Source organism: Alsobacter soli (genome assembly GCF_003004785.1).
GTDB lineage: Bacteria > Pseudomonadota > Alphaproteobacteria > Rhizobiales > Beijerinckiaceae > Alsobacter > Alsobacter soli.
The window spans coordinates 186,346-204,593 of sequence record NZ_PVZS01000001.1 but is presented as its reverse complement, the minus strand read 5'-3'; the positions used below and the strand labels follow the sequence as shown (position 1 = coordinate 204,593).

General features: G+C 68.3%; 19 protein-coding genes and 1 other RNA gene. 3 read left to right on the top strand and 17 right to left on the bottom strand.

The annotated features are described in order from the left end of the window. Positions 1-151 precede the first annotated feature (151 nt). Positions 152-2,866 (top strand): aconitate hydratase AcnA, encoded by a 2,715-nt coding sequence (acnA, locus tag SLNSH_RS00980; RefSeq protein WP_106334770.1) that lies wholly within the window; start codon positions 152-154, stop codon positions 2,864-2,866. Positions 2,867-3,039: 173 nt separating this feature from the next. Continuing rightward, positions 3,040-3,774 carry a DUF1223 domain-containing protein gene (locus SLNSH_RS00975; protein WP_245421933.1) on the top strand — a complete coding sequence of 245 codons (735 nt, stop codon included), beginning with the start codon at positions 3,040-3,042 and terminating at the stop codon, positions 3,772-3,774. Positions 3,775-3,780: 6 nt separating this feature from the next. On the opposite strand, the gene SLNSH_RS00970 is transcribed toward SLNSH_RS00975, so the two are convergent. The 17 genes from SLNSH_RS00970 to SLNSH_RS00890 form a co-directional block, all read right to left on the bottom strand. After that, a complete protein-coding gene (locus SLNSH_RS00970) occupies positions 3,781-4,398 on the bottom strand; it encodes a TPM domain-containing protein (RefSeq protein ID WP_106334769.1) in 618 nt (205 codons plus the stop codon). 2 nt (positions 4,399-4,400) lie between these two features. After that, complete coding sequence (locus tag SLNSH_RS00965; protein WP_106334768.1) at positions 4,401-5,192, bottom strand: TPM domain-containing protein; 792 nt, start codon at positions 5,190-5,192, stop codon at positions 4,401-4,403. A gap of 76 nt (positions 5,193-5,268) precedes the next feature. Then, a complete protein-coding gene (locus SLNSH_RS00960; protein WP_106334767.1) occupies positions 5,269-5,865 on the bottom strand; it encodes a LemA family protein in 597 nt (198 codons plus the stop codon). Positions 5,866-5,961: 96 nt separating this feature from the next. Next, complete coding sequence (gene tolB, locus SLNSH_RS00955; RefSeq protein WP_106334766.1) at positions 5,962-7,314, bottom strand: Tol-Pal system beta propeller repeat protein TolB; 1,353 nt, start codon at positions 7,312-7,314, stop codon at positions 5,962-5,964. Between the two features lie 49 nt (positions 7,315-7,363). After that, positions 7,364-8,674, bottom strand: coding sequence for a cell envelope integrity protein TolA (gene tolA / locus SLNSH_RS00950; RefSeq protein WP_196240191.1), 1,311 nt, complete (start codon positions 8,672-8,674; stop codon positions 7,364-7,366). A gap of 13 nt (positions 8,675-8,687) precedes the next feature. Further along, the gene (gene tolR / locus SLNSH_RS00945; RefSeq protein WP_106334764.1) at positions 8,688-9,152 is read right to left on the bottom strand and encodes a protein TolR; all 465 of its coding nucleotides are present in this window, start codon (positions 9,150-9,152) and stop codon (positions 8,688-8,690) included. Positions 9,153-9,176: 24 nt separating this feature from the next. After that, entirely contained in the window at positions 9,177-9,890 is a 714-nt protein-coding gene (gene tolQ, locus SLNSH_RS00940) for a protein TolQ (protein WP_106334763.1), read from the bottom strand. Positions 9,891-10,115: 225 nt separating this feature from the next. Then, entirely contained in the window at positions 10,116-10,523 is a 408-nt protein-coding gene (gene ybgC, locus SLNSH_RS00935; protein WP_106334762.1) for a tol-pal system-associated acyl-CoA thioesterase, read from the bottom strand. Further along, on the bottom strand, positions 10,516-11,565 hold the full coding sequence (gene ruvB, locus SLNSH_RS00930) for a Holliday junction branch migration DNA helicase RuvB (RefSeq protein ID WP_106334761.1): 1,050 nt from the start codon (positions 11,563-11,565) through the stop codon (positions 10,516-10,518). The genes ybgC and ruvB overlap by 8 nt, the downstream gene beginning before the upstream one ends. Positions 11,566-11,574: 9 nt before the next feature. Beyond that, positions 11,575-12,189: a Holliday junction branch migration protein RuvA gene (ruvA, locus tag SLNSH_RS00925; protein ID WP_106334760.1), complete on the bottom strand. Its 615-nt coding sequence runs from the start codon at positions 12,187-12,189 to the stop codon at positions 11,575-11,577. Between the two features lie 16 nt (positions 12,190-12,205). Continuing rightward, the gene (gene ruvC / locus SLNSH_RS00920; protein WP_106334759.1) at positions 12,206-12,727 is read right to left on the bottom strand and encodes a crossover junction endodeoxyribonuclease RuvC; all 522 of its coding nucleotides are present in this window, start codon (positions 12,725-12,727) and stop codon (positions 12,206-12,208) included. Between the two features lie 55 nt (positions 12,728-12,782). Further along, on the bottom strand, positions 12,783-13,526 hold the full coding sequence (locus SLNSH_RS00915) for a YebC/PmpR family DNA-binding transcriptional regulator (protein WP_106334758.1): 744 nt from the start codon (positions 13,524-13,526) through the stop codon (positions 12,783-12,785). A gap of 115 nt (positions 13,527-13,641) precedes the next feature. Next, entirely contained in the window at positions 13,642-14,463 is an 822-nt protein-coding gene (locus tag SLNSH_RS00910; RefSeq protein WP_106334757.1) for a TIGR00282 family metallophosphoesterase, read from the bottom strand. A 9-nt stretch (positions 14,464-14,472) separates the two neighbouring features. Beyond that, complete coding sequence (locus SLNSH_RS00905) at positions 14,473-15,051, bottom strand: 5-formyltetrahydrofolate cyclo-ligase (RefSeq protein WP_106334756.1); 579 nt, start codon at positions 15,049-15,051, stop codon at positions 14,473-14,475. Positions 15,052-15,063: 12 nt separating this feature from the next. After that, positions 15,064-15,220, bottom strand: a non-coding RNA gene (gene ssrS, locus SLNSH_RS00900) — 6S RNA. Between the two features lie 106 nt (positions 15,221-15,326). After that, on the bottom strand, positions 15,327-15,695 hold the full coding sequence (locus SLNSH_RS00895) for a cell division protein ZapA (protein ID WP_106334755.1): 369 nt from the start codon (positions 15,693-15,695) through the stop codon (positions 15,327-15,329). Positions 15,696-15,725: 30 nt separating this feature from the next. Next, positions 15,726-16,013: a DUF4164 family protein gene (locus tag SLNSH_RS00890; RefSeq protein ID WP_106334754.1), complete on the bottom strand. Its 288-nt coding sequence runs from the start codon at positions 16,011-16,013 to the stop codon at positions 15,726-15,728. Positions 16,014-16,240: 227 nt separating this feature from the next. Between SLNSH_RS00890 and tkt the strand changes: the two genes are divergently transcribed. Further along, complete coding sequence (gene tkt, locus SLNSH_RS00885) at positions 16,241-18,226, top strand: transketolase (RefSeq protein ID WP_106334753.1); 1,986 nt, start codon at positions 16,241-16,243, stop codon at positions 18,224-18,226. Positions 18,227-18,248: the final 22 nt, after the last annotated feature.

Here is an 18,248-nt window from a genome sequence, read left to right as displayed (position 1 = left end):
GTTCGTGTAGCGGGTCGCACGGAAATTATCTATAAGCGCGACGGCTGCGCCGAGCGCTTCATCCAGCGCGGGGACCTGGGCACCCCCGGGGCGGCGCGCGTGTTCACGCATTCCGGCCGAACCACGAGTCGAACCCCAAGAGGATCCCGCCGTGACGAACCATCTCGACAGCTTCAAGTCCCGCAAGAAGCTCAAAGTCGGCGAAAAGACCTACGTCTACTACTCGCTCAAGGACGCCGAGGAGAACGGCCTGGAGGGCATCTCCAGCCTGCCGTTCTCGATGAAGATCCTTCTCGAGAACCTGCTGCGCTACGAGGACGGCCGGACCGTCACGAAGGAAGACATCCAGGCGATCGCCGAATGGCTGACCTCGCGCGGCAAGGCCGAGCGCGAGATCGCCTTCCGCCCCGCCCGCGTGCTGATGCAGGACTTCACGGGCGTGCCGGCCGTGGTGGACCTCGCGGCCCTGCGCGACGCCATGACCAAGCTTGGCGGCGACCCTGAGAAGATCAACCCGCTCGTGCCGGTCGACCTCGTGATCGACCACTCGGTGATCGTGGACGAGTTCGGCTCTCCCAAGGCGCTGCAGAAGAACGTCGACCTCGAGTATTCCCGCAACGGCGAGCGCTACAACTTCCTGCGCTGGGGCCAGCAGGCGTTCGAGAACTTCCGCGTTGTGCCGCCCGGCACCGGCATCTGCCACCAGGTCAACCTGGAGTACCTGGCCCAGACGGTGTGGACCCGGAAGGAGAAGGTCGCCACCGAAAAGGGGAAGACCGAGACCGTCGAGGTCGCCTATCCGGATACGCTGGTCGGCACCGACTCGCACACCACCATGGTCAACGGCATGGCCGTGCTCGGGTGGGGCGTCGGCGGCATCGAGGCCGAGGCCGCCATGCTCGGCCAGCCGATCTCCATGCTCATTCCCGAGGTCATCGGCTTCAAGCTCACCGGCAAGCCGCGCGAGGGCGTGACCGCCACGGACGTGGTGCTCACCGTGACCCAGATGCTGCGCAAGAAGGGCGTGGTGGGCAAGTTCGTGGAGTTCTACGGCCCCGGCCTCGGGTCCATGACGCTGGCCGACCGCGCCACCATCGCCAACATGGCGCCCGAGTACGGCGCGACCTGCGGCTTCTTCCCGGTCGACAGCGAGACGATCGCCTTCCTGGACACCTCCGGCCGCAAGTCGGAGCGCGTGGAGCTCGTCGAGAAATACGCCAAGGCGCAGGGCATGTTCCGCTCGCGGGCCACGCCGGACCCCGTCTTCACCGACACGCTCGAGCTTGACCTCAGCACGGTGCAGCCGTCCATCGCCGGCCCGAAGCGCCCGCAGGACCGGGTGCTCCTGTCCGACGCCAAGAGCGGTTTCGCCGGCGCGATGGAGACGGAGTTCAAGAAGGCCGCCGACCTCGCCGCCCGCTACAAGGTGGAAGGCAAGAACTTCGACATCGGCCACGGCGACGTGGTGATCGCGGCGATCACGTCGTGCACCAACACTTCGAACCCGAGCGTGATGATGGCCGCCGGCCTGCTCGCCCGCAACGCGGTGGAGAAGGGCCTCACGGTGAAGCCGTGGGTGAAGACCTCGCTCGCGCCCGGTTCGCAGGTGGTGGCGGAGTACCTGACCAAGTCCGGCCTGCAGGAGTCGCTCGACCAGCTGGGCTTCAACCTCGTCGGCTTCGGCTGCACGACCTGCATCGGCAACTCGGGCCCGCTGCCGGCGGAGATCTCCAAGGCGATCAACGACAATGACGTCGTGGCCGCCGCGGTGCTCTCGGGCAACCGCAACTTCGAGGGCCGCGTGAACCCCGACGTGCGCGCCAACTATCTGGCGTCGCCGCCCCTGGTGGTCGCCTACGCGCTCGCCGGCTCGCTGCAGGTCGACCTCTCGAAGGACCCGATCGGCGTCGACAAGAAGGGCAAGCCCGTCTACCTGAAGGACATCTGGCCGAGCTCCAAGGAAGTCGAGGAGTTCATCCAGAAGACGATCACCAAGGCGCTCTTCAAGTCGAAGTACGCCGACGTCTTCAAGGGTGACGAGCACTGGCAGAAGATCCAGGTCGAGGGCGGCAAGACGTACAAGTGGAACATGTCGTCCACCTACGTGCAGAACCCGCCCTACTTCGAGGGCATGGAGAAGCAGCCGAAGCCGGTCGAGGACATCGTCAACGCGCGGGTGCTGGGCCTCTTCCTCGACTCGATCACGACCGACCACATCTCGCCGGCCGGTTCGATCAAGGCGGCCTCGCCCGCGGGCAAGTACCTGATGGACCGTCAGGTCGCCCCGGCCGACTTCAACCAGTACGGCACGCGCCGCGGCAATCATGAGATCATGATGCGCGGCACCTTCGCCAACATCCGGATCAAGAACCAGATGATCCCGGGCGTCGAAGGTGGCGTGACCAAGTACTTCCCGGGCGGCGAGCAATTGCCGATCTACGACGCCGCGATGAAGTACAAGGACGCTGGCGTTCCGCTCGTCGTCTTCGCCGGCAAGGAGTACGGCACCGGGTCGTCCCGTGACTGGGCCGCGAAGGGCACCGTGCTGCTCGGGGTGCGCGCCGTGATCGCCCAGTCCTTCGAGCGCATCCACCGCTCGAACCTGGTCGGCATGGGCGTCGTGCCGCTCGTGTTCGAGGAGGGGACCTCCTGGCAGACGCTCGGCCTGAAGGGCGACGAGACGGTCACCATCAAGGGCCTCTCCGGCGACCTCAAGCCGCGCCAGAAGATGGAGGCGGAGATCACCTTCGCGGACGGCTCCGTGAAGAAGGTCCCGCTGATCTGCCGGATCGATACGCTCGACGAGCTCGAGTACTACAAGAACGGCGGCATCCTGCAGTACGTGCTGCGCAGCCTGGCCGCCTGAGGCCCAAGAGCGAGCGTTGAGCAGCCGGATCCATCCGGAAGCGTACGCAACCACCAAGAAGAGGCCGCCAGCTATGCTGGCGGCCTTTTTCGTGTGGTCTGCTCAAGGCAACGTGAGTTTGTTCACAGTTGGCGGGCGAGTATGGTGGCCGCCGTGAAACCTGAGGCCTTCTCGTGAGATCCCCCGCTGCCCTGTCGTTCGCCGCCATGGCCGCGCTTGCGGCGTCGGCCGCTTGCGCCTGGGCTCAGCAGCCCCGCGCGGTGGTGGAGCTTTTCACCAGCCAGGGCTGCTCGTCCTGCCCGCCGGCGGACAAGCTGATGGGCGAATTCGCCCGCGACCCGTCGCTGGTGGCGGTCTCCATGCCCATCGACTACTGGGACTACCTGGGCTGGAAGGACACGCTCGCCGACCACGCCTTCACGGCGCGGCAGCGCGGCTACAGCGAGGCCCGCGGCGACCGGCAGGTTTATACGCCTCAGGCGGTGATCGACGGCGTATCGCACGTGATCGGCTCGAAGCCGGACGCGGTGCAGCAGGCCGAGGGCGCGTCCCGCGCCAAGGGCGCGATGACCGTGCCGTTGAGCGTGGAGGCGGCAGGGGGCTCCATTCGGGTCTCGGTGGGCGCAGGCGAGCCCGGGACGTCTGCGGGGGTCTACCTCGTCCCGATCAAGCGCCGCTGCGACGTGACGATCACGCGCGGCGAGAACAAGGGCAAGTCGGTCACCTATGTGAACGTGGCGCGCAGCGTGCTGCCTGTCGGCGCGTGGACGGGCGAAGCTAAGACGTTCGAGGTCGCGGCCTCGCTGGCCCAGCAGCGCGAAGCCGACAGCTACGTGGTCCTGCTGCAGCAGGGCACGCTCGAGAAGCCCGGCGTCATCCTGGGCGCGGCCAAAGGTCCCGGCCTGTAGACTGGCTCAATACTCGATCACGCGATCGGCGAGTTCGTTGCGGTTCCGCGCGCCTGCCGGGCGGTGGGCCGCCAAGGCGTCCGCGCACATCCCGATGGCTTTCTCCAGCCCATCGGCCGGGCGGCCCGCGTGCAAGTCGTCCGTCAGCGCTTCGATGGCCTTGCGCCAGGTCTCCTGGGGGACCGCGGCCTGCGCTGCGCTGTCCGGGATCACGCAGGCGTAGCGTTCCGCCACGGCTACGAAGATGAGCACGCCGGCGCGGGCCTCCGTGCGCCCGATGCCGCGCACGAGGAACTGCTCGGATGCGGCCTGGTGCGCTCGGCGCCGGGCGGCCGCTCGCGGCGCCAACCGGAACCGCAGGGGCGGCCAGGACAGGACGAGCGTCGCGATGGCGAAGAGGTTCAACTGGACCAGCAGCAGGGTGGCCGTGTCCCACCTGGTCGCGGCCAGCAGCCCCCAGGGCGCGACAAGCGCGAGGGTGGCTGCGTAGAGGACCGGCACGAAGCGCCAGTCGCTGGCCTGGCCGGCGACGACGCAGACGATCTCCGCATCCGTGCGGGCCTCGGCCGCCTTGATGGCGTCTGCCAGACGCGCGTGGTCTCCGGGTGTGAGGAGCGCGCGCATGGTCACCAGTCCCCCGAGGCGCCGCCGCCGCCCGACGACCCGCCGCCTCCCGAAAAGCCGCCGCCGAACCCGCCGCCTCCGCCGGACCATCCGCCCCCGCCGGACCAGCCGCCGCCGGTCGGCACGATGATCCAGTTGCCGGAGCGGGTTCGGTGCATCCTGCTGCCGCCGCCGCCCCCTCCGGACATCATGCGCCAGAACACGTAGAGGATGATCGCCAGCACGATGAAGAGCACGAGCATGTCCATCGGGCCGGGCTCATCCGCGGAGCGGATCTCGGCGCGGCGCTGCCACTCCTCCGCGTCCCCGGTCAGGATAGAGATGATGGCGTCCACGCCGGCCTCGATCCCCCCGGCGAAGTCGCCCTGCTTGAACTTCGGGGCGATGGCCGTCGTGATGATGACCTTCGACAGCGCGTCCGTGAGCGCGCCCTCCAGGCCGTAGCCCACTTCGATGCGCACCTTGCGCTCGTTGGGGGCGACCAGAAGAAGCACGCCGTTGTTGGTCTTCGCCTGGCCGAGCTTCCAGAAACGGAAGAGCTGGTTGGCGAAGTCCTCCACGCTGGTCCCCTGCAGGGACGGCACGGTCGCCACCACGATCTGATCGGACGTCTTGTCCTCGTGCGCCTTCAGCTTTTCTTCGATGCGCTGGCGGGCGTCCGGGGCCAGGATGTTGGCGGCGTCCGTGATGCGACCGGCCAGGGGCGGAAAGCTCAGCGCCGCGAGCGCGGCGCCGAAGCTGAGCGTCAGCGCGAGGACGAAGGCAGCCAAACGGCCCATGATCGACCCGCTCATTCTGGGCGCCGCGCCGTCATCCCGCTTCCGGCGCCTGCGGCGCGCCGGGTATGACCGCGAGACAGTTGCGAGGAACTCAGAACGTCACCTTTGGGGCGGTCTGGTTCTCGGGGGCCGACGTGAAGGTCTCCATGGGCTTGGCCGAGGGATAGAGGATCGCCGCGATCCAGCGGCCCGGGATGGTGCGCAGCTCGGTGTTGTAGGCGCGCACGGCGGTGATGTAGTCGCGACGGGCGACCGCGATGCGGTTCTCCGTGCCTTCGAGCTGGGACTGCAGGGCCAGGAAGTTCTGGTTCGACTTCAGGTCGGGATAGGCCTCGCTGACCGCGATGAGCCGGCCGAGCGCGCCCGAGAGCTGGTTCTGGGCGTCCTGGAACTGCTTGAACTTTTCCGGATCGGTGATCGTGCTCGCGTCCACCTTGATGGAGGTCGCCTTGGCGCGGGCTTCGGTCACCTTGGTGAGGGTGTCCTGTTCCTGCTTGGCGTAGCCCTTCACGGTCTCGACCAGGTTCGGGATCAGGTCGGCGCGGCGCTGGTACTGGTTCTGAACCTCGCTCCACGCGCCCTTGGCCTGCTCCTCCAGCGTCGGCACGTTGTTGATGCCGCAGGCGGACAACGCGAGCCCGACGACGAGCGCCGCCGCGGCGGCGCGAATGCGGGACAGAACGGCCATGTGCACCCCCAGAGCGCAACGCCGGCTCCGGGCCGGCCCCGCGAGGCAGTCTAGTCGCCGCCGCGCAGGTTGGAAACGCGCCAGAGCTACAAAGGATCAGCCGAGGAGGGGACCCCAGGCGGGATCGGACGCAAACGCCGGGGAGGGGACCGGGACCTCGACGCGTCCCGTGATGTCCACCATGAAAATCTTGGCGCCGCCACTGCCGCCCGCATCGCGGAAGAACATCAGGTAGCGGCCGTTCGGCGCCCAGGTCGGTCCCTCGTTGTGGAAGCCCTCGGTCAGGATGCGCTCGCCCGAGCCGTCCGGCTTCATGATGCCGATGGCGAAGGTGCCGCCCTTCTGCTTGGTGAAGGCGATGTAGTCGCCCCGCGGCGACCAGACCGGGGTGGAGTAGCGCCCCTCTCCGAAGCTGACGCGCCGGGCCCCGCCGCCCCCGGCGGGCATAACGTAGATCTGGGGGGCGCCGCCGCGGTCGGATTCAAAAACCATCTGCGCGCCATCCGGGGAATAGGACGGCGACGTGTCGATCGCGTTGGTGTCGGTGAGGCGCGTCGTGCTGCGCGAGCGCAGATCCATCGCGAACAGGTTGGACGAGGCGCCCTGGCTGAGGCTCATCACGATGCGCTGGCCGTCCGGAGAGAAGCGCGGCGCGAAGGTCATGCCCGGGAAGTTGCCGACCACCTCGCGCTGGCCCGTCTCGATGTTGAGCAGGTAGACGCGCGGATCGCCCCCGCCGAAGGACATGTAGGTCACTTCCTGGCTGTTCGGCGAGAAGCGTGGCGTGACCACGAGGTCGTCGCCGCGCGTCAGGTAGCGGACGTTGAAGCCGTCCTGGTCCATGATGGCCAGGCGCTTGCGGCGGTTGTCCTTGGGGCCGGTCTCGTCCACGAACACGACGCGGCTGTCGAAGAAGCCCTTGTCGCCCGTCAGGCGCGAGTAGATCGCATCCGAGATGATGTGGGCGACGCGACGCCAGTTGTTCGGGTCGGTGAAATACTGCTGGCCGATGAGCTGCTGGCCGGCGAAGACGTCCCAGAGGCGGAACTCGGCCTTGAGGCGGCCGGAGGGGTCGCGGATGACGCGGCCGGTGACCAGCGCCTGGGCGTTAATGACTTTCCAGCTCTCGAACTGGGGCGCGGCGTCCATGCCGGCCGCCTTGTCGACGAAGGCCTTCTTGTCGATGGGGGCGAAGACCCCGGAGCGGCGCAGGTTGTTGGTGATCACCGCCGAGATCTGGGCGCCAAGGTTCGGGTCCGCGCCGCCGAAGTCGGTGATCGCGATCGGCAAGGGCTGGAAGTTGCCGCGGTCGATGGTGATGGAGATCTCGGCCCTGGCGGCCATGGGGCGCAGCGCGGACACGGTCGCCAGTCCGGCGGCGCCCAGCAGCGCCGCGCGGCGGGACAGGAGGGGGCCCCGGCGGAGGTGATCGGGAACGATAAGGGACATCGGATAGACCGTTGCTGTTGTCAGGGCAGGGCCAGGGAGCGACGAGCGGTCAGCTCAGCATCTCCTTGGCGTCGAAAGTGATGTTCCAGTCGCGCCAATCGTTGAAGTTGGGCGCGTATTGGGCGGGGATCTTGAAGGGCGCACATTTGCGGATGGCGCGCATGGCGCTTTCCGCCATGGGGCCGAAGCCCGGGTCGCTGGAGCTGTTCACCAGGGACGGCGCGGCCGCGAGCGAGCCGTCCGGGTTCAGGGCCATGCGGATCCTGGGCTTCAGGTTCTCGATGTTGGCGGCGCCGGCGGGCGGGCTCCAGCACTGCGCCAACTGCTCCTTCAGAAGGGCGCCGAGCGCCTCCTTTTGGCTCGGGCTCAGCTTGGGGCCGGTCGCCGTTGGGGCGCCCAGCGAGGCGGTGCGGTTGAGCTCGCGGCCCGTGCTGCCAGCCTGTGAGGGCTTCTCCTTCGAGTGCAGAAGCTTCTCAATGTTGGACGGATCGAACTTGCTCTCGCTCTTCTGGGCGGCGAGCGCGGCCAGCTTCTTCTGCTCAGCCTCGCGCTGGCGCGCCTCGGCGGCCTTGCGTTTCTCTTCCTCGGCCTTCTCCTTGGCGCGCATGTCAGCCAGGATCTTGGCCTCCTGCTCGGCCTTGAGGCGGGCCTCTTCCTTGCGCTTCGCTTCGGCCTCGGCCTTCTCGCGTTCCTGCTCGGCTTTCGCCTGTGCGATCGCTTTCGCCTTGGCTTCGGCTTCCGCCTTGGCCTTCGCCTCAGCCTTTGCTTTGGCCTCGGCGGCGGCCTTGGCGGCCTGGGCCTTCTCCAGAGCCTCCTGGGCGTCTTCCTCGGCCTTCAGCCTGGCTTCGGCATCGGCCTTCGCCTTGGCTTCCGCTGCAGCCTTTGCGGCCGCGGCCGCCGCCGCTTTGGCGGCTGCATCGGCCTTCGCTTTCGCGTCAGCGGCCGCCTTGGCCTCGGCGGCCTTCTGGGCTTCCGCGGCCTTGCGGGCTTCCTCGGCTGCCTTGGCGTCGGCCTCTGCCTGCGTATCGCGGGGGCGCTCTGGCGGGGTAGGGACTGGCTCCGCGGCCGCCGCGGAAGGGGCCGAGACGTCGCGCTTGAGCTCGGGAGTCTCGGGCTTCAACTCCTCGACCTGCGCGAGCTTGTCCACGCGGGGCTTCGGATCCGGCTTGGCTTCCTTGGCGGTCTTCTCACCCTTGGTGATCTGCGACAGCTGGCTCTCGGTAATCACCTCGACCGGAAGGGCCTCGGCCGCGTCATCGAACTTCGGCGTCTCCGAAAAGGCGATGAGCGTCGCCGCGAGCAGGCCCGTGTGGACCAGAGCGGAGACGACGAGGCCGGGACGGGAGCGGTCGAGTTTCACGCCGGGCGGCCCGTCACTTCGCCGGGGTGGGATCGGTCAGCAGGGCCACCTTGCGGTAGCCAGCGGCTGTGACAACAGACATCACGTCCGCCACGAGGCCGTAGTTCACGCTCTTGTCGGCGCGGACGAAAACGCGCTCATCCTGCCCGGCCCGCTGGTTGGCCTGGGCCACGGCGGAGAGCTTGTCCACGATCTCGTCGCGGCCGATCTCGGTCTCCATCAGGAAGATCTTGCCGTCGGCCTTCACGGAGAGCGTGACTGGCTGCTTGTCGATGTTCAGGGCCGCCGCTTTGGTCTGGGGCAGGTCCAGCGGCACGCCCGCGGTGAGCAGCGGCGCGGCGACCATGAAGATGATGAGCAGCACCAGCATGACGTCGATGAACGGCGTCATGTTGATGTCCGACATGGGGCGGTGCTTGCGCCCGCCGCGGCGGCGGCGTCCGCCCTGGGCGCCCGCTCCGGCGACTGACATGGCCATGGGGGATCTCCTAAGGCCGGAGGATCAGGCGGCGATCCGCTCGTCGATCTGGCGGGACAGGATGGCGGAGAACTCGTCGGCGAAGCCCTCGAGCCGGGCCTGCTGCTTGGCCGCCTCCGCCTGCAGCTTGTTGTAGGCGATCACCGCCGGGATGGCGGCGAAGAGGCCGATGGCGGTCGCGAAGAGCGCCTCCGCGATTCCGGGCGCCACGACCGCAAGCGAGGTGTTCTTGGACGCGGCGATGGACCGGAAGGCGGTCATAATGCCCCACACGGTTCCGAACAGGCCGATGAAGGGCGCCGAGGATCCGATCGTGGCCAGGACGAGGAGCTTGGACTCGAGGTGCTCCACCTCACGGTTGATGGTCACGTCCAGCACCTTGTCGATCCGCTGGGTGAGGCCCATCACCGAGCGGCTGGCGCCCTCGAAGGAGCGCTTCCACTCGCGCATCGCGGCGACGAAGACGGCCGCCATGGTGCTCGTTTGGCGCTCATTAAGCATGCGGTAGAGCTCTTCCAGCGACTGGCCGGACCAGAACACTTCCTCGAAGCGGTCCATGGCCTTGCGGGTGCGATTGAAGAGCAGCGTCTTGTCGATGATGATGGCCCAGCACCACACAGATGCGGCGAGCAGTCCCAGCATCACGAACTTCACCACGAAGCTCGCGTTCCAGAACATGTGCCAGACGGAAATCTCCGGGGCGGCGAGGCCAGAGGCCATCACGTCGGTCGGGTTCATCGGGCCAATGTCCTTTCGTCCTGCAGGCCCGCAACTTGGGCGGGCGGCCGGAACGCGTTGACGGGAACTTTCTGCTGTTCTCGTCCACTCGCCCCGGAATCCGGCGAAACTATGGGCGAAGGCCTTGCAAATGCCGGGCCTTTTCTTTCCATGCGAGTTAAGGGCCCGTCAGGGTTAACGTCGGGTTACCGCCGTGCCTTTCCGGCCACAGGGCGGCCGGTCGTCTCACGCAGAGGTTGCGAGGCGGTCGCGCAGCGCGGTGGGCAGGCGGGTGGGGCGACCGTTAGCGACGGCAGCCACGAGCACGTCGGCTGTCAGCAGGACCTCTTCGCCGCGCAGGACACGCTGCGCGAGGAGCATGGAGGCGCCTTTCAGCTCGGCCGGGCGCGTCTCCACCGTGATCACGTCGTCCATGCGGGCGGGCTTCAGCCAGTCGATCGCCATGCGGCGCACCACGAACGCGAAGCCGTGATCGCCGTGCAGGATGGCCTGGTCGACGCCGACATCGCGGATGAACTCGGTGCGTCCGCGCTCCAGGAAGCGCAGGTAGGACGCGTGGTAAACGACGCCGGAAAAGTCGGTGTCCTCATAGTACACGCGGATGGGGATGGTGTGAGCGGGCGCCTCACTCATCCTCGCCCCCAAAGAGCCCGAACTGCGCCGGGCCGCTGCGCGGTTCCGGGACGCCGAGGTGGCGGAAGGCCTGAGCGGTGAGCAGCCGGCCCCGCGGCGTGCGCTGGAGGAAACCCTGCTGCAGGAGATAGGGCTCGATAATGTCCTCAATGGCGTCGCGCGGCTCGGAGAGCGCCGCCGCGATGGTCTCGATGCCCACCGGGCCGCCGTTGAAGTTCACGGCCACCATCTCGAGATAGCGACGGTCCATCAGGTCGAGCCCGATGGCGTCGACGTCCAGCAGGCGCAGCGCCTTGTCCGCCACCGCGCGGGTCACGACCGGCGCGTTGTCCACGATGGCGAAATCGCGCACCCGGCGCAGCAGGCGGCCGGCGATGCGCGGCGTGCCGCGCGCCCGCTTGGCGATCTCGTTGGCGCCGTCGGGCGCCATGTTGAAGCCGAGCACCCGGGCGCCGCGGCTCACGATGAGCTCCAGCTCGTCCACCGTGTAGAACTTCAGGCGGATCGGGATGCCGAATCGGTCGCGCAATGGCGTGGTGAGCAGGCCAGCGCGGGTCGTGGCCCCCACCAGCGTGAACTTGGCGAGATCGATCTTCACCGATCGGGCAGCGGGGCCTTCGCCGATGATGAGGTCGAGCTGATAGTCCTCCATCGCCGGATAGAGGATTTCCTCCACGGCCGGGTTGAGGCGGTGGATCTCGTCGATGAAGAGCACGTCGCGCTCTTCGAGATTCGTCAGCTGGGCGGCGAGGTCGCCCGCCTTGGCGATCACCGGGCCAGAGGTGGAGCGAAAGTTCACGCCCAGCTCGCGGGCGACAATCTGCGCCAGCGTGGTCTTGCCGAGGCCAGGAGGGCCGACGAACAACACGTGGTCCAGCGCCTCGCGCCGAGCCTTGGCGGCCTCGATAAACACCTTGAGGTTGGCGCGCGCGGCCGCCTGGCCGACGAAATCCTCAAGGACGAGCGGGCGAATGGACGACTCGAGGTCGTCTTCGCGCTTCTCGGGCGTAACGAGGCGGCGGGGCGGAGGGGTTGGCGCCATGGACGAGCTTTACCGCGCCATTTCCTTCAGGCCTAGCCTGATGAGCTGCGATGTCTCCGCGCCATCGCCGGCCTGCTTGAGGGCGGCCGCGACGGCGGCCGAGGCCTGGGCCTGCGGGTAGCCAAGGTTGACCAGCGCCGAGACGGCGTCGGCGACGGGCTTGGGGGCGCTCTTGTCCTCGACGGCGCCAGCGAGGCGGATGAGCGCGGGGTCGAGGGAGCCCAGGCCGGGGGCCTTGTCCTTCAACTCGGCCACGATGCGGGCGGCGAGCTTGGGGCCGACGCCGGGGGCGCGGGCCACGGCGGCCTTGTCCTGCGTCCCGATGGCGGTGGCCAGCGCGCCACCGTCCAGCACCGAGAGGATGCCCAGCGCCACTTTGGCGCCCACGCCCTGCACCGTCTGCAGCAGGCGGAACCACTCGCGCTCCGCGTCGGTGCGGAAGCCGAACAGCCGGATGGCGTCCTCTCGAACCTGGGTCTCGATGGACAGGACGGCGGCTTCGCCGGCGTTCAGGGTTCCGAGCGTCTTGGCCGAGCACTGCACGACGTAGCCGACGCCGTGGACGTCAACGATCACGTAGTCCTCGCCGAAGCTGTCCACGGTTCCCTTGAGCTTGCCGATCATGCTTCGCTCCGCCTGCTCAGCGCGCCCGCGCCAGGACGGCGCGTTCGAGCGCCCGGGCCCCACGGTGCTGGGCGTGGGTCAACGCGATGGCGAGCGCGTCCGCGGCGTCAGCGGATTGCGGGTCGGCCTTCGGCAGGAGCACGCGAACCATCATGTGGATCTGGTCCTTCTCGGCGTGGCCGGCGCCCACGATGGTTTTCTTCACGAGGTTCGGGGCGTACTCGGCGACCGACAGGCCGGCCTGGGCGGGGGCGAGGAGGGCGATGCCGCGCGCGTGCCCAAGCTTGAGGGTGGCGCGGGCGTCCTTGTTGACGAAGGTTTCCTCCACGGCGACTTCATCGGGCTGGTGCGCGTGGATCACGGCCGCCAGTTGCTCGTGCAACTGGCGCAACCGGTCCGCCAGGGTGAGGTCGCCGTCCGAATGGGCCGTGCCGCAGGCGACGAAGCTCAGGCGCGTGCCGAGCGTGTCGACTATGCCCCAGCCCGTGTTGCGGAGGCCGGGGTCGATGCCGAGGATGCGAATCGCCTGGGTGCTCATGCGCCCGAGTTAGCCCGAGCGGAGGCTGCGCCGCCAGTGGGGCGGCGCAACGGCCTCAGGCCATCTTGGCCATGAGGGCGTCTGAGAACTCGGCGTTGGAGTAGACGTTCTGGACGTCGTCGTTCTCCTCCAGCGCGTCGAGCAGCTTGAGGATCTTCTCGCCCGCCTCGTCGTCCACCGAGATGCTGTTTTGCGCGCGCCACACGAGCGCAGCCTTGCGGGGCTCGCCGAACTTCTCCTCGAGGGCCTTGGCGACGTCGCGCAGGGACTCCATGGAGGTGACCACCTCGTGGCCGTTCTCTGAGGAGGAGACGTCGTCCGCGCCGGCCTCGATGGCGGCTTCCATCATGGCGTCCTCGGAGGCGACCTTGCCGTCGAATTCAATCACGCCGACGCGGTCGAACATGAACGACACCGCGCCGGTCTCGGCCAGGCTGCCGCCGGCCTTGGTGAAGTAGGAGCGAACCTCGCCGCCGGTGCGGTTGCGGTTGTCCGTCAAGGCCTCGATGATGACCGCGACGCCGCCGGGCGCGTAGCCTTCGTAGCGGATCTCGTCGTAGTTCTCGGCGTCGCCGCCGGCGGCCTTCTTGATGGCGCGGTCGACATTGTCCTTCGGCATGTTCTCCGCGCGGGCCGCCTGGATGGCGGCGCGCAGGCGCGGGTTCATGTTGGGGTCGGGCAGGCCGAGCTTGGCGGCGACCGTGATTTCGCGGGCGAGCTTGGAGAAGAGCTTCGACCGCATGGCGTCCTGGCGGCCCTTGCGGTGCATGATGTTCTTGAACTGGGAATGGCCGGCCATGGCTTAACCTCGGATGAAGCCGGCCGGCGCCCCGCGCCTGGCCGGTCGGAATGAAGCGCGCGCCTTATACGTCGCAGCACGCGGGAAATAAAGGCGAGCGGAGGAGGGAGCGGGCCTACTCCCAGAAGTGCGGGCGCGCCTCGGCGAGGTGGGGCCCGAGGCGGACCGGGGCCACGTCGAGGGCGTGCCCCGTCCTGTCGCAGACCTCGACGGCGATGCCGGCGAGAGCGCCCGGGCCGGTGGCCGGCTCCATGCGGGCGCCGGGCGTTTTCTGGAGAAAGCGGCGGATGGGCTCGTCCTTGGCCATCCCCAGGATGGAGTCGTAGTCGCCGCACATCCCGGCGTCGGACAGGTAGGCGGTGCCGCCCGGCAGGATGCGGTGGTCGGCGGTGGGGACGTGCGTGTGGGTGCCGACGACGAGCGTCGCGCGGCCGTCGACGAAGTGGGCCATGGCGAGCTTCTCGCTGGTCGCCTCGGCGTGCATGTCGACCACCACGGCGTCGCACACCTCGCCGAGGGGGCAGGAGGCGAGCTCGCGCTCGACGGCGGCGAAAGGGTCGTCCAGGGGGTCGATGAAGAGCCGCCCCATGGCGTTGACCACCAGCACGCGGGCGCCGTTGCGCGCCTCCACCACGGCGGCGCCGCGGCCGGGCGTGCCGGAAGGGTAGTTGGCTGGCCGGATCAGCCGCGGCTGGCGCTCGATGAAGACCAGCGCCTCGCGCTGGTCGAAGCTGTGATTGCCGAGGGTGACGACATCTGCGCCGGCCGCCAGCAGGTCGTCGCAGATGGCTTCGGTGATGCCGAAGCCCCCAGCCGCGTTCTCGCCGTTGATGACGACGCAGTCGAGCTTCCAGCGCTCGCGCAGGGCCGGCAGGTTCTCGACGACAACGTTCCGGCCGGAGCGCCCGACGACGTCACCAAGGAAGAGAAGGCGCATGGGACGAACTCACACGAGGGTTGGGCGGATGACCTCGCGCTCGGTGAGGATCCAGTCGAGCCTGCGGTCATGGGGTTCTGCCGGCACTCGCTCCACCTCCTGGAGGGAGAAAGCAAGGCCTACGATGGTCAGCGGCCTTCCATCCCCGAGAAAGCGGGCGATGGCGCGGTCGTAATAGCCGGCCCCGTAACCGATCCGGTCGCCGCGCCGGTCGAACGCGGCCAAAGGCGTCAACATCACGCGGGGGCGGGATTGCGGGGCGCTTTCTGGCGGTTCGCTCAGGCCGAAACCAGCTGAGACCAGGGCGTCGCCAAATCGGTAGGAGCGGAAGACCATGCCGGCCTTGCGCACCACGGGGAGGCACAGTTCAGCGCCGTGCGCTGCGAAGAGCCGCATCAGCGGCCGCGGATCGACCTCACTGCGGATCGGCCAGAAGCCGGAAACCGGTCCTTCGTGGATGGCGGCGCGAAAAGGGAGGGCGTGTTCCGCCAGCGCCGCGGAGAAACGGGCGCGGTCATGATCCGACAAGGCGTCACGCCGGGCGAGAACTTCCTGGCGGATCGCGGCCTTGTCGAGTGCATGCGTCATTGAAATGCCAAGCGCGGAGCCACAGTGGCCGTGGGACGATCGATCCCGGGAAACCTACAACGTAGGTGGGCGCCGTGTGCCCAAGTCCACGGACAAGGGCGGGGACAGCTCCCGTTAGGATCGATAAGGCCCCGGGGATACATTGTCCTCACGCACCCCGCAGCCCCGCGTTCCGAATCTAGGGACAGGTCGGCCGAATTGCCAGCCCTATTTGAAGCCTGAGCTAGGGCGCGCTGTGTGCGGACGCGCACAGACCCGGTCCGTTTCATGGCGTTTCAGCCCTGAGGCTGAGGGGCCAGGCCCTTGGCGACGGCCTCGATGCGTTCCGCGGCCTGCGTCATGGCGGCCGCAATCTCGGCTTCCGTTTCGCCCAGGGATGACCGGACCGCGTCCCGATCCGACCGCAGGCTCTCCACCTCGGCCTCCAGCCTGGCGAGCTTGGACTTCATCTCCTCCCGCTCGTCCAGAAACGTGATGGCGGCCATCACGGTGAGGCGATTGTCGCCGATTTCGCCGAAGCCCCGGCGCATCTCCGCGATTTTCGCGTCCACCTCCGCCGCGAGTCCGCGCAGATGGTCTTCCTGCCCGTCGTCGCAAGCGATGCGGTAGACCTTCTCGGCGATGGTGACGGTGACCTGACCCAAACTCGACCTCCACTGGACCCGCGGGCCCGCTCAATTGCGTCCCGAAGCGGCGTCCAGCACCGTTCTCACGGATCCGATCGCGCGGTCCACGCGCTTGGCCAACTCCTCGGTCGTGGCTTCAAGGCGTTTGCCATGGGACAGGGCGCCGTCGAGCTCCATGGCCAGTCGTGCGCGGTCGTCCTGCATGAGGGCCAGTTCCGTTTCCAGAGAGCCCTTGGATCGGTCGCTTTCGGCCCTTCGCGCCGCGGCGACCTCCAGGACGCTGATCGAAGCCAGCAAGCGGGCGAGCGCCTGGTCGACGGAGGCTGATCTGGACATCGGACTCCCGGTGCGTGCCTGCGACAAGGCGCCGAGCCTTCAAGAATCACGGCTTGTCGGGGCGTTGTTGGCAAAACTGTAGAAGGGGGGCGAAGCGAGCGTCAACGCTCGGAGCCCTCGTGACGGGTCCCTTGCCGACGAAAGACGTGTTGCTCCCAGCCTCGCCCTCACATTGACTCGCTTAGACAGGATGCTATCAGTCGCGCCGCCTCCAGCCCGGTGAGATCATGACTTTTCGCGACCAGCACGTCCCCATGGCCAACGCCATTCGCTCCCTCGCCATGGACGCCGTCGAGAAGGCCAAGTCCGGTCATCCCGGGCTGCCGATGGGCGTCGCCGACGTGGCGACCGTGCTGTTCACCCAGTTCCTGAAGTTCGACCCCACGGATCCGCATTGGCCGGATCGCGACCGCTTCGTCCTGTCGGCGGGGCACGGCTCCATGCTGCTCTATGCGCTCCTCTATCTCACCGGCACGAAGGGGATGGCGCTTGATGACCTGAAGGCGTTCCGGCAGTGGGGCTCGAAGACGCCGGGCCATCCGGAATACGGCCACACCCAGGGGGTGGAGACCACGACGGGCCCACTGGGGCAGGGGATCGCCACCGCTGTCGGGATGGCCATGGCCGAGCGCCACCTTGCGGCCGAGTATGGGGCGGAGGTCGTCGACCACCACACCTACGTCATCGCCTCGGATGGCGACCTGATGGAGGGCATCTCGCAGGAGGCGATCGCGCTCGCGGGGCACCTCAGGCTGTCCAAGCTGATCGTGCTGTTCGATGACAACGGCATCTCGATCGACGGCCCGGTGTCGCTGTCCGACTCCGTGGACCAGGTCGCCCGCTTCAAGGCGGCCGGCTGGGCAGCCGAGCACGTGGACGGGCATGACCCAGACGCCATCGCCGCCGCGATCCAGCGAGCGCAGCGGGCGGACCGTCCGACCATGATCGCCTGCAAGACGGTGATCGGCTACGGGGCGCCCAAGCGCGCGGGCACGTCCAAGGCGCATGGCGAGCCGCTGGGAGCCGAGGAGCTTGCGGCAGCCAAGGCGCACCTCAACATCTCGCCCGAGCCGTTCTTCGTGCCGGAGGACGTGCTCCAGGCGTGGCGCTCCGCGGGGGCGCGCGGCAAGCCGGCGCACGAAGCCTGGCGCGAGCGCCTGGCGAAGCTGGACGCCGCCAAGCGCGCCGAGTTCGAGCGCCGCCAGCGCGGGGACCTGCCGGCCGGCTTCAAGGCCGCCATGAAGAGGCTCAAGGAGAAGCTGGCCGCGGAGCCGCCGACGCTGGCGACCCGCAAGTCGTCCGAGCTCGCGCTGGAGACGATCACCGAGGCCGTGCCTGAGCTGGTGCTCGGCTCCGCCGACCTGACGGGCTCCAACAACACCCGAACCAAAAATCTCACGGCGATCACCCCGGCGGATTTCTCCGGCCGTTACATTCACTACGGCATCCGCGAGCACGGCATGGCGGCGGCCATGAACGGCATGGCGCTACACAAAGGCGTTATTCCGGCCGGCGGCACCTTCATGGTGTTCACCGACTATTGCCGTCCCGCGATCCGGCTGTCGGCCCTCATGGGCCAGCGCGTCGTTTACGTGATGACGCACGACTCCATCGGCCTGGGCGAGGATGGCCCGACGCACCAGCCGGTTGAGCACCTGGCGGCGTTGCGGGCGATTCCGAACCTGAACGTCTTCCGCCCGGCGGACGCCATGGAGACGGCCGAGTGCTGGCAACTCGCGCTCGAGCACGCCGGGACGCCGAGCATCCTGGCTCTGACGCGCCAGAACCTGACGCCGTTCCGCAAGGACGCGACCGACGAGAACCGCTGCGCCAAGGGGGCCTATGAGGCTGCCCAGGCCGAGGGCGGCGAGGCCGCTGTGAGCATCTTCGCGTCCGGCTCCGAGGTTGAGATCGCGCTCGGCGCGCGGAAGCTGCTGGCTGACAAGGGCGTGGCGGCCCGCGTGGTGTCCGTGCCCTGCATGGACCTGTTCCTGGCCCAGCCGGACGACGTGCGCGCGCAGATCGTCGGCAAGGCCAAGGTGAAGATCGCCGTGGAGGCCGGCCTGCGCATGGGCTGGGACGCGGTGATCGGCTCGGACGGCTTGTTCGTCGGCATGGCCGGGTTCGGGGCGAGCGCGCCCTACAAGGAGCTTTACGCGCACTTCGGCATCACGGCCGAGGCTGTGGCGGAGAAGGCGGCGGCGCGGGTCTGATCCGCGCCCTTTTTTTGATCAG